Source organism: Streptomyces canus (genome assembly GCF_041435015.1).
Taxonomy (GTDB): Bacteria; Actinomycetota; Actinomycetes; order Streptomycetales; family Streptomycetaceae; genus Streptomyces; species Streptomyces canus_G.
The window spans coordinates 8,081,171-8,095,472 of the sequence record NZ_CP107989.1 but is presented as its reverse complement, the minus strand read 5'-3'; the positions used below and the strand labels follow the sequence as shown (position 1 = coordinate 8,095,472).

13 protein-coding genes and 1 pseudogene are annotated in these 14,302 nt (G+C 70.6%); 9 read left to right on the top strand and 5 right to left on the bottom strand.

Annotation, left to right across the window (positions count from 1 at the left end; genetic code table 11):
• Nucleotides 1-71: 71 nt before the first annotated feature.
• The 4 genes from OG841_RS36970 to OG841_RS36955 are packed head-to-tail and all read left to right on the top strand — an operon-like array spanning nucleotide 72 to nucleotide 2,306.
• Nucleotides 72-965 carry a DMT family transporter gene (locus OG841_RS36970; protein WP_328637397.1) on the top strand — a complete coding sequence of 298 codons (894 nt, stop codon included), beginning with the start codon at nucleotides 72-74 and terminating at the stop codon, nucleotides 963-965.
• A 50-nt stretch (nucleotides 966-1,015) separates the two neighbouring features.
• Entirely contained in the window at nucleotides 1,016-1,531 is a 516-nt protein-coding gene (locus OG841_RS36965; protein WP_365120281.1) for an NUDIX hydrolase, read from the top strand.
• Between the two features lie 50 nt (nucleotides 1,532-1,581).
• Entirely contained in the window at nucleotides 1,582-1,974 is a 393-nt protein-coding gene (locus OG841_RS36960) for a YidH family protein (protein ID WP_311718617.1), read from the top strand.
• Nucleotides 1,971-2,306 carry a DUF202 domain-containing protein gene (locus OG841_RS36955; protein ID WP_328637399.1) on the top strand — a complete coding sequence of 112 codons (336 nt, stop codon included), beginning with the start codon at nucleotides 1,971-1,973 and terminating at the stop codon, nucleotides 2,304-2,306. The genes OG841_RS36960 and OG841_RS36955 overlap by 4 nt, the downstream gene beginning before the upstream one ends.
• A gap of 17 nt (nucleotides 2,307-2,323) precedes the next feature.
• Here the strand turns inward: OG841_RS36955 and OG841_RS36950 are convergent.
• A pseudogene (locus OG841_RS36950) lies at nucleotides 2,324-2,557 on the bottom strand (NmrA family transcriptional regulator); the annotation flags it as partial.
• Between the two features lie 127 nt (nucleotides 2,558-2,684).
• Here OG841_RS36950 and OG841_RS36945 point away from each other — a divergent pair.
• From OG841_RS36945 to OG841_RS36935, 3 genes are all read left to right on the top strand, one after another.
• Nucleotides 2,685-2,981, top strand: a complete 297-nt coding sequence (locus OG841_RS36945) for a hypothetical protein (RefSeq protein ID WP_365120283.1) — start codon at nucleotides 2,685-2,687, stop codon at nucleotides 2,979-2,981.
• Between the two features lie 155 nt (nucleotides 2,982-3,136).
• Nucleotides 3,137-4,171, top strand: a complete 1,035-nt coding sequence (locus tag OG841_RS36940) for a phosphotransferase family protein (RefSeq protein WP_365120285.1) — start codon at nucleotides 3,137-3,139, stop codon at nucleotides 4,169-4,171.
• A 5-nt stretch (nucleotides 4,172-4,176) separates the two neighbouring features.
• Complete coding sequence (locus tag OG841_RS36935; RefSeq protein WP_371568617.1) at nucleotides 4,177-5,391, top strand: acyl-CoA dehydrogenase family protein; 1,215 nt, start codon at nucleotides 4,177-4,179, stop codon at nucleotides 5,389-5,391.
• A gap of 8 nt (nucleotides 5,392-5,399) precedes the next feature.
• On the opposite strand, the gene OG841_RS36930 is transcribed toward OG841_RS36935, so the two are convergent.
• Genes OG841_RS36930 through OG841_RS36920 form a run of 3 tightly spaced genes read right to left on the bottom strand, consistent with a single transcriptional unit; the run spans nucleotide 5,400 to nucleotide 8,457 of the window.
• The gene (locus OG841_RS36930; protein WP_266526460.1) at nucleotides 5,400-5,993 is read right to left on the bottom strand and encodes a TetR/AcrR family transcriptional regulator; all 594 of its coding nucleotides are present in this window, start codon (nucleotides 5,991-5,993) and stop codon (nucleotides 5,400-5,402) included.
• Nucleotides 5,994-6,019: 26 nt separating this feature from the next.
• The gene (locus OG841_RS36925) at nucleotides 6,020-7,687 is read right to left on the bottom strand and encodes a class I adenylate-forming enzyme family protein (RefSeq protein ID WP_328637403.1); all 1,668 of its coding nucleotides are present in this window, start codon (nucleotides 7,685-7,687) and stop codon (nucleotides 6,020-6,022) included.
• Nucleotides 7,684-8,457 (bottom strand): SDR family oxidoreductase, encoded by a 774-nt coding sequence (locus OG841_RS36920; protein WP_371568613.1) that lies wholly within the window; start codon nucleotides 8,455-8,457, stop codon nucleotides 7,684-7,686. The genes OG841_RS36925 and OG841_RS36920 overlap by 4 nt, the downstream gene beginning before the upstream one ends.
• A 188-nt stretch (nucleotides 8,458-8,645) precedes the next feature.
• Between OG841_RS36920 and OG841_RS36915 the strand changes: the two genes are divergently transcribed.
• Entirely contained in the window at nucleotides 8,646-9,881 is a 1,236-nt protein-coding gene (locus tag OG841_RS36915; protein WP_371568611.1) for an exo-beta-N-acetylmuramidase NamZ family protein, read from the top strand.
• A gap of 71 nt (nucleotides 9,882-9,952) precedes the next feature.
• The gene (locus tag OG841_RS36910; RefSeq protein ID WP_371568608.1) at nucleotides 9,953-11,266 is read left to right on the top strand and encodes a serine-threonine protein kinase; all 1,314 of its coding nucleotides are present in this window, start codon (nucleotides 9,953-9,955) and stop codon (nucleotides 11,264-11,266) included.
• Nucleotides 11,267-11,285: 19 nt separating this feature from the next.
• On the opposite strand, the gene OG841_RS36905 is transcribed toward OG841_RS36910, so the two are convergent.
• A complete protein-coding gene (locus OG841_RS36905) occupies nucleotides 11,286-14,072 on the bottom strand; it encodes a penicillin acylase family protein (protein WP_371568605.1) in 2,787 nt (928 codons plus the stop codon).
• Between the last annotated feature and the right edge of the window lie 230 nt (nucleotides 14,073-14,302).

Here is a 14,302-nt window from a genome sequence, read left to right as displayed (position 1 = left end):
AGCCGGACGCTGGGACGCTACAGTCGGCGACAACCCCTCCGCCGCCCGGCCGGACGATCGAGGTACGCAGCGTGTCGGTACTGGTTCTGATTCTCGCCGTGAGTGCTGCCTGTTGCCTGGGCTTCGGCTTCGTGCTCCAGCAGAACGCGGCCCGTCAGGCCCCGCTGAGCGACTTCCTCTCGCCCCGGCTGCTCCTGGACCTGGTGAAGGTGCCGCGCTGGCTCGGCGGCATCGGCCTGATGGTGGCCGGCATGATCCTCGGCGCGATCGCGCTGGGCCAGGGCGAGGTCTCCCTGGTCGAACCCCTCCTCGCCACGAACCTCCTCTTCGCCCTGGCCCTCTCCCGCAAGCAGACGAAGCAGCCGCTGGGCCGCCAGGGCTGGGCGGGGCTCGCACTGCTCGCGGGCGGGGTGACCGCGTTCATCGTGGCGGGTGAGCCACGCGGCGGTACGGCGGTCACCGATCCCTTCCGCCACTGGCTCATCATCGGCGCCATGATCGGCCTCGCCCTGCTGCTCACGACGTACGCCAAACGCTCCCGCCTCAGCTCGGGCCCGGTCCTGCTGGCCCTGGCCGCCGGTCTGCTGTACGGCGTCCAGGACGCCCTCACCCGGGTCAGCGGCCAGCGCTTCTCCGAGGGCGGCCTCGTCGAGCTGCTGACCGGCTGGCAGCCGTACGCCGTGCTGGTCCTCGGGATCACCGGGCTCGTCCTGGTGCAGAGCGCGTTCGAGACCGCACCCCTGCGGATGTCGCTGCCCGCGCTGACCGCGGCCCAGCCGCTCGCCGGGATCGTGTGCGGGGTGGGCTTCCTGGGCGACCGGCTGCGCACCGACACCGCCGCGCTGACCTGGGAGGCGCTGGGGCTCGCGGCCGTCGTCGCGGGCATCGTGCTGCTGGGGATGCACCCCGCGATGCCGCGCGGGGCCGACCGGTCGGAACCCGCGCGCGACCTCCAGCCGAGCTGACGCGCGCCTTGTGGGACGGACGCGCCGGGCGCTGCTGCTTGGATGGGGACATGAGCGCTGCTGACGAGATCCTCGACATCGTCGACGAGAACGACAACGTCGTCGCCCAGTCCCCACGCGGCGAGGCCTACGCCGAGGGGCTGCGCCACCGCTGCGTCTTCATCCGGGCCACGGACGTCGAGGGCCGCCTCTTCGTCCATCGCCGCACACCGACCAAACTGGTCTTCCCGTCGCTCCACGACATGTTCGTCGGCGGCGTGGTCGGCGCGGGCGAGTCCTACGACGACGCGGCCCTGCGCGAGGCCGAGGAGGAACTCGGCGTGAGCGGGCTGCCCCGCCCGGAGTTCCTCTTCAAGTTCCTGTACGACGACGGGGCCGGCCGGACCTGGTGGTCCGCGGTCTACGAGGTCCGCTGCGAGCTGCCGGTCAGCCCGCAGGTCGAGGAGGTCGCCTGGCACGACTTCCTGCCGGAGGACGAGGTGGAGCTGCGCCTGCGGGACTGGGAGTGGGTGCCGGACGGGCTGGCCGCGTACGAGCGGCTCAAGGCGTACCGGTCGAGGGGTTGAGCGGGGCCCGCACCACGTCGTTCGGGAACCCGGCCGCTAGGCTCGTGCGCGTGATCGATTTCGCACGGAACGTCCGCGTCTGGTTCGCCCCCGAGGAGGTCCGGCAGGAGGGCCGTACCCCCGACTACCGGTTCTCGCTGGCCAATGAACGCACCTTCCTGGCCTGGCTGCGCACCGCGCTCGCACTGATCGGCGGCGGCTTCGCCGTGGACCAGTTCCTGCCGGATCTGCGCTGGGGCTGGCGGGTGGGCCTGGCACTCGCGCTGCTCGCGGCGGGCGTGCTGTGCTCGTTGCGGGCGGTCAACCACTGGGTACGGTGCGAGCGGGCGATGCGGCGCGGCGAGGATCTGCCGGTGTCCCGGTTCCCGGCGCTGCTGAGCCTGGTCGTCGCGGTGGTGGCCGTGGCCATGGTCGTCGTGGTGCTCGTCGGGTGGGAGGGATGAGCGAGGGCACCGCGGAGGCCTCCGCCGCGGAGCGTGACCCGGGGCTCCAGCCCGAACGCACCCGGCTCGCCTGGCGTCGTACGACCCTCTCCGGCACGGTCTCGGCGGTACTCGCCGTGAAGACGGCCCTGCACGGCGGCCCGTCCCCCGCCACACTCGTCGCCTGCGCCCTGTGCTGCGCCCTCTGGCTGGGCTTCCTCTCCCTCGCCCACCACCGCATCCGCGCCCTGACCTCATCGGACACGCCAGGGGCCCTCACCTCGCGACATGCCATGGCGGCGGTCCTGTGCACGGTGGCGACGGCGGTGTGCGGGGCGGCGCTGGTGTTCTGAGCGGCTCGGCGCCCCACATCCCGCGCCTCACCCGCCGGAAACACCAGCTCCCCGCTCAGCCGAAGCCCTTCCACCAAACGGGCCCTCGCTGAAGTTCTGCGCGCACCACGCGGCCCGTACGACCGTCCAGTCGGCCCCCGACGCATGCAGCGCCTCCTCGGCGTGCCGCGCCCGGTCCTGCCCCCGCGACGACAGCAGCACCAGCCGCCGTACGCCGATCCCACCGCCTCCCGAGCGACCGCCCCACACGCGCCCGGCCGTGCCCACCCTCGCCCCTACGGGGCACCCGTACGCCACGCAGACCGTAATATCCGCATACGCACCTTTCGCGTGACAGCCTGTCCGACGTCATCGCCCGTCGCTTCGAAGGTGAGCACCATGACCACCCTCCACCACGAACACGCCTCGCACGCGCACACCCACGGTCCGGGCTGCGGACACGCCGAGGTGCCGCACGAGGACCACGTCGACTACGCGCACGACGGACATCTGCACCGCGAGCACGAGGGCCACTGGGACGAGTGCGAACCCGGCGGACATGTCTCGCACGACGGTCACGAGCACCGGCACGGCCAGGACTGCGGACATGAGAGCGTCCTGCACGGCGACCACGTCGACTACGTCCACGACGGCCACCGGCACGCCGCCCACGAGGGCCACTGGGACGACCACTGACCCGACCGACAGGCACCGCCGACAGCTCCCCGACGCACCGCGCGGGGAGCTGTCGGCCTATCGTGGTCCGGATCACGTTCCCCGCGCCCTCTGGACGACATACCGACCAGTCGGCATGATGGTCGGGACCGTTCACGCGCGCATAAGGAGCACAGATGAGCCCCGATCATCCACCAGGACTCGATCTCGACCGGCTGCGCGGCCTGCTCGACCGCGAGCGGCCCGGCCTGGTGCACGGCCCCCTGACCGGCCGGCTGATCGAGGGCGGACGGTCGAATCTCACTTACGCGGTGTCGGACGGCACGTCGAAGTGGGTCGTACGACGGCCCCCGCTGGGCCACGTCCTGGCCACCGCGCACGACATGAAGCGCGAGCACCGGGTCATCAGTGCCCTGCATCCCACGGACGTGCCGGTGCCGCGGCCGGTCCTGCTGTGCGAGGACGAGGACGTGCTCGGATCGCCGTTCTACGTCATGGAGTTCGTCGAGGGCACCCCGTACCGCACCGCCGACGAACTCGCCCCCCTCGGGCCCGAACGCACCCGCGACGCCGTGCTGTCCCTCGTCGACACCCTCGTCGAACTGCACGCGGTGGATCCGGCGGAGGTCGGCCTCGCGGACTTCGGCCGCCCGGAGGGCTTCCTGGACCGCCAGCTGCGCCGCTGGGGCAAGCAGCTGGACGCGTCCCGCAACCGCGACCTCGCCGGCATCGACGAGCTGCACGCGACCCTCGGCCGCCGTCTCCCGCAGTCCCCCGCGGCCACGGTCGTCCACGGCGACTACCGTCTCGACAACGTCCTGATGGGCGACGACGACGAGATCAAGGCGATCCTCGACTGGGAGATGTCGACCCTCGGCGACCCGCTCACCGACCTCGGCCTGCTGGTCATGTACAGCATGCCGCTGGGCATGCCCGACTCCCCCGTCTCCACGACCGCCGAGGCCCCGGGCCACCCGGATCCGGCCGAACTGGTCGCGCGGTACGCCGAGCGCTCCGGACGGGACGTCTCCGCGGTGTCCTGGTACACGGCGTTCGCCTGGTTCAAGCTCGCCGTGATCCTGGAGGGCATCCACTACCGCTACACCCTGGGCCAGACGGTCGGCCGCGGTTTCGACCGCATCGGCGACCTCGTCCCGGTCTTCATCCAGCACGGTCTGACCACGCTTCGACACGGCATCCAGGAAGGCTGATCCGCATGGACTTCGCGTTCGACGCGCGCACCGAGGAGCTGCGCGCCAAGCTGCTCGCCTTCATGGACGAGTACGTCTACCCCGCCGAGGCCGTCGCGGAGGAGCAGCGCGACCTGCTGGCCTCGCCGTGGGACACCCCGGCCGTGGTCGAGGAGCTCAAGGCCGAGGCACGCAGGCAGGGCCTGTGGAACCTGTTCCTCCCGGACGCCGAGTACGGCGCCGGCCTCACCAACCTCCAGTACGCCCCGCTCGCCGAGATCACCGGTCGCTCCCCGCAGCTCGCGCCCACCGCGCTGAACTGCGCGGCGCCCGACACCGGCAACATGGAGGTGCTCTCGCAGTTCGGCGACGAGCAGCAGAAGAAGCAGTGGCTGGAGCCGCTGCTGGCCGGTGAGATCCGCTCGGCGTTCGCGATGACCGAGCCGGAGGTCGCGTCCTCCGACGCCACCAACATCACCACGCACATCGAACGGGACGGCGACGAGTACGTCGTCACGGGCCGCAAGTGGTACATCTCCGGGGCGATGAACCCGGACTGCAAGATCTTCATCGTGATGGGCAAGACCGACCCGGACGGCGAGGACATCCGCCGCCAGCAGTCCATGATCCTGGTTCCCCGGGACACCCCGGGTGTCACGGTCAAGCGCGCGATGCGGGTCTTCGGCTACGAGGACCACTACCACGGCGGCCACGCCGAGGTGATCTTCGACCACGCGCGCGTACCGGCCTCGAACCTCGTCGGCGAGGAGGGCGGCGGCTTCGCCATCGCCCAGGCCCGCCTCGGCCCCGGCCGGATCCACCACTGCATGCGGCTGATCGGCATGGCCGAGCGGGCGATCGAGCTGATGTGCCGCCGGGCCGTCTCCCGTGACGCCTTCGGCAAGGCCTTGGCCCAGCAGGGCGTGGTCCACAACTGGATCGCCGACGCGCGCGTGACCGCCGAACAGCTCCGCCTGCTGGTCCTGAAGACGGCCTGGCTGATGGACACGGTCGGCAACCGGGGTGCCCACACCGAGATCCAGTCCATCAAGATCGCCACGCCCCGCGCGGTCGTCGACATCATCGACCGGGCGATCCAGCTGCACGGCGCGGGCGGCGTCAGCCAGGACTTCCCGCTGGCCGAGCTGTACGCCGGCGCCCGCACCCTGATGATCGCGGACGGCCCGGACGAGGTCCACCAGCGCTCGCTCGCGCGACGGGAGCTGAAGAAGTACCTCTAGGAGGCGCTCTACGGCCGCAGGGACCGCAGGAGGAGGTCGGCCAGGTGGTCGGCGACCTCCTGCGGGCCCATCGGGCCGTCCGGGCGGTACCAGGTCGACAGGTGGTGGACGGACCCGAAGTGGTAGTCCACGACGAGATCGGCCGGGGTCGCCTTCGAGAAGACGCCCGCTTCCTGGCCCTCCTCGATGAGGGCGCGGAAGCGCTCGTGGTACTTGCGCCGCTCGGCGCGTACCTGCTTGTTCTTCTCGGGGCTCAGGTGGTGCATCGAGCGGAAGAAGATCATCGCGTCGTCGAGGTTCTCGATCGTGGTGACGACGACGTCGGCGGCCGCCGCCCGCAGCCGCTTCTCGATCGGCTCGTCGGCGTTCGCGAGCGCGTCGAGGCGCTCCTGCTGGACGCGCAGCACGCGCGCGTACACCTCGTGCAGGAGGTCGTCCTTGGAGCCGAAGTAGTGGTACAGCGCCCCCTTGGTGACGCCGGCCGCCTCGACGATCTCCTGCACGGAGGTGCGGTCGTAGCCCTGCTCGGCGAAGAGCCGGGTGGCGGCGGCCAGCAGCCGCTGCGGGACGGGCGTACCGTCTCCGTCCGTCGTCCTGGGCACTGTGCCGCCACCTGCCTTCCGAGAGGTCATTCGCTGTTGTGCGGTGGGGAACGGAGTTCCCGCCGGAGGATCTTCCCACTGGCCGTCTTCGGCAAGTCGGGCAGGATCTCCACCTGCCGCGGGTATTTGTAGGCCGCCAGTCTCTCCTTGCAGTACGCGGCGAGTGCATCGGGGTCGGTTTCCGCACCCGGACGGAGGCTGATGTACGCCTTGACGGTCTCCCCGCGGTACCCGTCGGGCACGCCGACGACGGCCGCCTCGCGCACCGCCGGATGCGTGTACAGCACGTCCTCGACCTCGCGCGGCCACACCTTGAAGCCGGACGCGTTGATCATGTCCTTCTTGCGGTCCACGACGTACAGCCAGCCCTCGGGGTCCATGAACCCGATGTCACCCGTGCGCAGCTCGCCGTCCGGGAAGGTCTCGGCGGTCGCCTCCGGCCGCCGCCAGTAGCCGGGCACCACCTGCGGCCCGCGCACGAGGATCTCGCCCTGCTCGCCGAAGGGCACCTCGGCGCCGCTGTCGTCGACGATCCGTACGACCGTCTCGGGCCCCGGCACGCCCACGGCGAGCGTCCCGGACACCGGGTCGACGGGCGCCTCCCGCTCCGGCGGCACGGACGCGCAGGGCGCGGAGCACTCGGTCAGCCCGTAGCCGTTGCGGATGTACGGCCCGAAGCCGGCCCGGAACTTCTCCACCAGGGCGGGCGGCAGCGGGGCCCCGCCGGAGGAGATGTTGACGAACGACGAGAAGTGCTCGCGGGTGACGTCCGGGTGGGCGGCCAGGGCCATGAAGGCGGTCGACGGGCCGACCGTGTAGTGCGGTTGGTGCTCGGCGAAGGCCTCCAGCACGACGCCCGCCTCGAAGCGGTACGCCAGCACGAGCGTGCCCACGCTGTTCAGACACGCCCCGAGCTGGCAGACCATCCCGGTGATGTGGAACAGGGGCGCCAGCGCGAAGTACACGGGCGCCTCGGGCAGCCCGAGCCCGGTCCGCTGCCGCTCGGCGTTGTACATGATGTTGCCGTGTGTGTTGGTGGCGCCCTTGGGCGTGCCGCTCGTCCCCGAGGTGTAGCTGATCAACGCGATGTCGGAGGGCGTGACGTCCCGTCCTTCGGGCGCCTTGTGCCCGGCACGGGCGACGGCGACCAGGTCGTCGGCGTCCTCGGCCTGCGACAGCCGCTCGAAGGTGAGCACGCGCGCGTCCCCGCGGGTCTGGAAATCCAACTCGCACCCGGTCAGCACGATCCGCACGGGCGAACCGGCCGCCGTCTCGCGCAGATACGACTCCCAGGCCCGGTCGGAGCAGATCAGGGCGGCCACCTCCCCGTCCCGCAGGACATGGCCGACCTCCCCCGACTTGTACATGGGGTTGACGGGCACGACGACCGCGCCCGCCTTCCAGGCACCGAGCAGCGCGAGCACGAAGAGCGGGGAGTTCTGGAGCAGGACCGCCACCCGGTCCCCGCGCTCCAGACCGCGAGCGGCGAGGTGCCCGGCGACGGAGTCGCTCAGCTCGTCGACCTCGCGGTAGCTGAGCCGCCCGTCGAAGTAGGCGAGGCAGGGCCGCTCCGGCGCCTCGGCGACGGCCCGCCGCAGGGCGTGCACGAGCGAGTCGGCGGGCTCGACCGGCCCGCGCTGGGCCTCACTGAGCAGCGCCAGCCAGGGCTTGGCGGCGTACCGGGACTCGCTCATCGGGCTTCCTCCCACTTGCGCTGGAGGTGGTTCATGCCGGCCAGCCAGCGATCGGGCTCGGCGGCCCGCACCTGGTAGTACTCGGCCACCTCCGGGTGCGGCAGGATCAGGAACCGGTCCTCCTCGATCCCCCGGAACAGCGCCTCGGCCACGTCCTCCGGTTCGACGGCGGTCGGCTGGAGCACCAGATCTCCCGCGCTCCCGGTGGCCGCGAGCATGTCGGTCCGCACGCCCTGCGGACAGATCGCGTGCACCTTGATGCCCCGGTGCCGGTAGGTCAGCGACAGATACTCGGCGAAGGCGTATGCCCCGTGCTTGGTGACGGCGTAGGGAGCGGCCCCGATCATGGTCAGCAGCCCCGCGGCGGAAACGGTCGACACGAACCGCCCGCTCCCCCGCTCCAGCCACCCCGGGAGCAGCGCGTGAGCTGCCCGTACGTGCGCCATGACGTTCACGTCCCAGGAAGTGGCCCAGCCGGTCTCGTCGAGCGGCTCGTCGGCGTTCCCTCCACCGAAGGCGACACCGGCGTTGGCGCAGTAGACGTCGACGTTGCCGCCGAGCGCGTCGCGGGCGTCGGAGACGACGGCGGAGGCGTCCCCGGCGACGGCGATGCCCCCGATCTCCTCGGCCACGGCCTTGGCGCGGCCGGCATCGAGGTCATTGACGACGACCCGGGCCCCTTCCGCAGCAAACCGCCGGGCCAGCGCAGCCCCGATGCCACCTCCCGCTCCGGTCACAACCACTCCGGCACCCTGCAGGGCTTCCACCATCGGTCTCCTTCGACTCCGGCTCGACTGCAGGCCCAGACTAACCGGTCGGTATGTTGGAGGGAAGGGCGAGGAGGACCCACCCAGGGGCGCGGGGCTGTATCGATGTGCGGCTCCGCCGCGTGGGCGCGACAAGCGACGTACCACCCGCAGCCTCCCCACAACCCGCGGGAGCGCATACCGTGCCACCCATGCGCCTATCCAGACGAGCTCTCCTCGCAGCGACAACGGCAGCAGCCTCACTGACCTCAGCCCCACCCGCCCACGCGGCCCGGCCCGGCCGCAGGCGAACCGGCTTCGAGAACCTCGCCGCATCCGGCTACGAACAACTCCGCGGCCAGCGATGCGGCATCGTCACCAACCCCACCGGCGTCACCCGAGACGTCCGGCACATCGTCGACGTGATGCACGCCGACCCCCGCGTCGACCTGACCGCCGTCTTCGGCCCCGAACACGGATTCCGGGGCACCGCGCAGGCGGGCGGCTCCGAGGGCCGCTACGACGACCCCGCGACCGGCCTCCCGGTCTACGACACGTACCTCAAGAGCGGCAGGCCCCTCGCCGACATCTTCACCGCCTCCGGTGTGGACACCGTCGTCTTCGACATCCAGGACGTGGGCGCGCGCTTCTACACGTACATCTGGACCCTGTACGACTGCATGGAGGCGGCACAGCTCGCGGGGAAGCGCTTCGTCGTCCTGGACCGCCCGAACCCGGTCACCGGCCGTGCGGCCCAGGGCCCGGTCCTGCACAGGGAGTTCGCGACCTTCGTGGGCAGACAGCCCATCTCCCAGGCACACGGAATGACCGTCGCGGAGCTGGCCCGTCTCTTCAACGGGGAGTTCCTCACCTCGCCCGTCCCCCTGGGCACGGTCCTGATGACGGGCTGGAAGCGCTCGGAGTTCTACGACGCCTGGAACCTCCCCTGGGTCCCCCCGAGCCCGAACATGCCGACCCCCGACACCGCCCTGGTGTACTCCGGCACCTGTCTCTTCGAGGGCACCAACCTCTCCGAGGGCCGCGGCACCACCCGCCCCTTCGAACTGCTGGGCGCGGAGGGCCTGGACGGCCGCTGGGCCGCTGCCGTGAACGAACTCGGCCTGCCCGGTGTGCACTTCAGGGAGGCCTACTTCGCCCCCACCTTCTCCAAGTTCCAGGGCAGGACGGTCGGCGGCGTACAGATCCACGTCCACGACCGGTCCGGCTACGACCCCGCCCGCACCGGCATCGCCCTGCTGGTGACCGCCAAGAAGGCCTGGTCCGGCTTCGGTTGGCGCGCGGACAACTGGATCGACAAGCTCACCGGCTCCACCCGGGTCCGCACGATGATCGACGCCGGCGCCGGTGCTGACGAGGTCGTGGCGAGCTGGCGGGAGGAGCTGACGGCTTTCCGGCGGATTCGAAAGAATTACCTCCTCTACGGATGAGCCGTGGAGTATGGCCAACTTCGCCCGGTAGCAGGACGATGCGCACCACTACGGGGACGAGGTGGTCGGTGATGGCGGATCCGGCGATGAGTGTGACGCCCTACTGGGAGCTGACGTTCGACGCGGACGGCGACCCGGACACCGGCCGGCGGGACCGGCTGCTCGCGGAGGTGGTGGAGCGGGGCGTCGACGACCTGGTCGTCTTCGCGCACGGCTGGAACAGCGACCGCTCGGCGGCGACCCGGCTCTACAGCAGCTTCTTCGCCCCGTTCCCGCGGCTCGCTCCGGCGGCGAGACTCGGGTACGTGGGGGTCGTATGGCCGTCGATGCGGTTCTGCGACGAGCCGATCCCGGACTTCCCGCGGTCCGTGGCCGCCGAGATGCCGCCGCGTCCGGTGCTCGACAAGGACACCCGGCACGCACTGCTCGAGACCTTCCCCGGACGGGCCACCGTGATCGACCAGTTGTCCCGGCTGCTCGATCAGCAGCCTCCCGAAGAGGCCGAGCTGGAGGAGTTCGGGCGGCTGGTGCGGATGCTGGTGGACGTCGAGCCGCCCGGGCCCCAGGCGTTGTTCGCGGCGGACACGCTGGCGGAGGGGGTGCCACAGGACGAGCCGGAGATGTTCGGCGGGTCCGCGGCGACGGTGTGCGAGGAGTTCGCGCGAGCCCTCGCCCAGCTCGAATCCCCGGGCGGAGCAGAGGGGTTCACGATTCCCAACCCATGGGACGGGGCGCACGAACTGCTGCGGCAGGGGACGTACTACGCGATGAAGAGACGCGCCGGCACGGTGGGCGAGCGCGGGCTCGGCCGGGTGATCGGACAGCTCGCGAAGGCGGCGCCCGGGGTGCGGGTGCACCTCGTGGGGCACAGCTTCGGGGGCCGGCTGGCGTCGTTCGCACTGCGCGGGCTGCCGGAGGGGGTGCGGACGGTCAAGTCCGTCACGCTGCTCCAAGGGGCCTTCTCGCACTACGCGTTCGCGACCCGACTGCCGCACGACACGCGTGCGGGAGGTGTGCTCCAGGGACAGCAGAACCGCGTCGACGGGCCGCTCGTGTGCTGCTTCTCCAGCCATGACTCGGCGCTCGGCACCCTGTATCCGCTGGCCTCGCGCATGGCGGGTGACGCCCAGGGCGTGGCGGCCTTCGACCTCGGCCGGACCCTGGGCGCGAAGTGGGGGGCGATGGGCCATGACGGCGTGCAGGCAGTGCCGGACACGCCGTCCTTCAAGCTGGCCGACGCCCTCGGGAAGCTGCCCGCGAAGGGCTGCGTGAACGTCGACGTGGCGGTCGTCGTCAGACGCGGCGGACCGCCCTCGGGCGCGCACAACGACATCTGCCATCGCGAACTGGCCCAACTGGTGCTGGCGGCGGGCCGTATCCACTGACCCGCCGCCTGCCGTCGGTCTAACGGTGCGAAGTGAACTCCACCACCTGCTGGAAGGTCGGACGGTTCTGCCAGCTGATGTTGGAGTGCTTGATGCCTCCCAGGGTGCGCTGCACGATCGAGTCGGCGCACCACTGGTCGCCCGCCGAGCACAGGTCGTCGCCGGGGTAGACCTGGGCCGCGGTCTTGCCGGCCGCGGTTTTCAAGGTGCTGATCAGGATGTCCCGGCAGGCGCCGAGACTGCCGCCGCCGCAGTACTTGTCCGCCAGCGGACCCCGCACGCTCTCACCGAGCACCGCGCGGACGTCCTTGTCGACGTAGCTCCACCAGCCGTACTGGAAGGAGCTGCCCGCGTGCGCGCCGGTGGGTCCGTGCGCGGCCGAAGGGGACTCGTCGACGGGCAGGTTGGCCTGGAGGGCGGTGTACAGGCCGGTGCCGAGGCCCGGTTCGAAGATGCCCTGGGCCAGCAGCGGCCACCACGCGTCCAGGATGCGGATCGCGTCGGCGTCGGCGTACTTCTTCGAACCCGCCGACGTCTCGGTGCGCTTGCCGCCGGCGGTCAGCCACGCCTGGAGTTTGCTCACCGCGGCCGCGGCCGTGGAGTCGGTGACCGCCGAGCTGTTGATCACCTTGAGCAGGTCGGGGAGGACGTCCTCCGCGCGCAGGTCGGCGAGGGACGCGTCCGCCATGGCCTTCACCAGCGAGGCCCGGGTGACCCCGCCCGCGGCGACCAGTTTCTTCACGCGGTCTTCCAGCAGATTGCCGCGATGCACGGACCCGTCGCCCCAGGAGGCCGTCGCGTAGTCGAGCGCCTGTTTGTTGTTCCAGGAGACGTAGTAGTCCTGGTCGATCGAGTTGGGGTGCGCGGAGGCCGGCGTGTAGTCGGCGGTGTTCGTCGTCGGGTTCCAGTTCTTCCACTCGTACGCCGCCTGCGCCCACACCGGGAACTCGGCGTCGACGCCGGACGCGCGCACCGGGTTGTTCCCGCTGTTGTAGTACGCGGTGTGCGTGGAGTCGGCGTAGAACCAGTTGAAGGTGTAGTTGATGTGCTGCACCGCGCTCTGGAAGGTCTGCGGGCTCTTGACGTAGTCCGGGTCGTTCAGCATCTGGAAGCCGATGATCGAGTCGGCCTCGTGCAGATAGGAGGAGCGCAGGGTGGTGTAGGCGACCTTCTTGCCGCCGACGGTCGCCCGGTACTCGACAGGACCGTATTTCGTGCGCCAGACCCTCATGGTGTACGACCCCGCGGCGGTGCCGTCGGCCGTGGTCGGGGCCCAGGAGTTCTTCTGTTCGATCTTGTCCATGGCCGTGCAGGTGCCGTGGTAGAGGTAGTGGTAGTCGTCCTGGCACAGCTCGACGGCGTAGGTGTCGATGATGTCCTGGCCGGAGGTCGTGGCGGACCAGGAGTAGTCCTGGCCGCGGCCGAGCTCGACGTACATGCTCAGGCCCGCGAAGGAGGCGCCGCGGGCGCTGATGCCGGGGCCCTGGATCTCCTGGAGCATGAGGAGTTGGGGCGCGAAGTAGCCGGTCTGCGGTCCGAAGACGGCGACCGGGTGGCCGCTGGCCGTGTACTTGCCGCTGACGACAAGGGCGTTGGACATGCCGCGCTTGGCCGAGGTGAGGGCGTTCGCGGTCGCCGTGGCGGAGGCCGCGCTCGCGCTCTGGTCGGCTCCGGTGCCGGTGGCGTCGTGGACCAGGGGCTCGGTGCTCACCGAACCGGCGTCGGGCAGCGCCTCGCCCTGCGGGTTCGCGGGCTTGGTGGCGTACGGGAAGCTCTCGCCGTTGTGGACGGTGAGGACGGCCTCGGGGTCGTTGCGCTCGCGGAACGACTCCCAGACCTCGGTGCCCTTCGTCACGCCGTACTGCTCCTGGGCGGCCAGCAGGGAGATCGCGTTGTTGACCTCGCCGCCGCCCCCGGAGCCGAACAGGGCGCCGATGACGGAGGCCAACGCGACCAGGTCGGTGATCTTGAAGTGGTCGATGGTGCCCGCGTTGGTGACGGAGTCCTTGTGGCCGGTCAGGACGTACTCGCCGGGGAAGTAGCGGCCGCTGTCGGAGGCGTCGATGTAGGAGTTGATGCCGGCGAGGTAGGCGTTGGCATCGGCGAGGGCCTGCTGGCCGCGGGTTCCGTTGTTCGCGACGGCGTTGTCGATCTGGGCCTGGAGGTCGGCCTCGCTGTAGGGGGCGTTGCGCCAGAACTGCTGTTCCAGGCCCTGGTTGGAGGCGGCGCCGCCCGCGAAGGCGGTGAGCTGGCCGCGACCGACGTGCCGGAAGACGTCCATGAGCCACAGCCGGTCCTGGGCCGCCGCATAGCCGGCGCCGAACTCGGTGCCGTATCTGGTGGTACCGGTGATGTGCGGCACGCCCGTCATCTTGTCACGGACGATCTTCACGTCGGTGCGGCCCGCGGGACTCAGGGTGGAGGCGACTTGATCGGACGGGACCCCGAACGACGCGTCGTTGAAGAACGTGTTGATCGTGGAGTTGGTGAGCGCCGAGTAGCCCTTGGCCAGGTTGGCGTAGGGGCCGAGCTGGTCCTCGGCGTGGTCGGGCTGGGTACCGAAGGCCTGATTGAGGAGGACTTGGGCGAGGGTCGCGTTGCCGTTCTCGCCGGGCGGCAGGATGTCGGAACACTGGCCGCCGCAGTAGTCGTTCGCCGCCGTGGCCTCGGCGGCCGACGCCGTCTGAGCAAGCGGGGACAAAAGACCGGCAATCAGGACGCATATGGATGCGGTCTTCAGGAACCCGGTGAGTCTGCCGGGAGTTCTCAGTCTGTCGAGTGCGGTGCGTGAGGTGCGCCGTGGCATGGCAGCTCCAACCGACGGGGGGTGTGGCCGGACGTTACCGCCGGTATCCCCGAGATTGAAGATGAACATGCGTCAAGTTTTGACAGGGGTTCTCGAGCTTATGGGGGGCATCGGAAATCGGATGGAGCCAAATCGCTTGTCGATACGTCTATTCGGCAACGTCGTGCGAAGTCCGCACGGCGACAACGCCGAAGTGACCGAAGTACAGGTGCAGGTGTGACGGAGGTGCA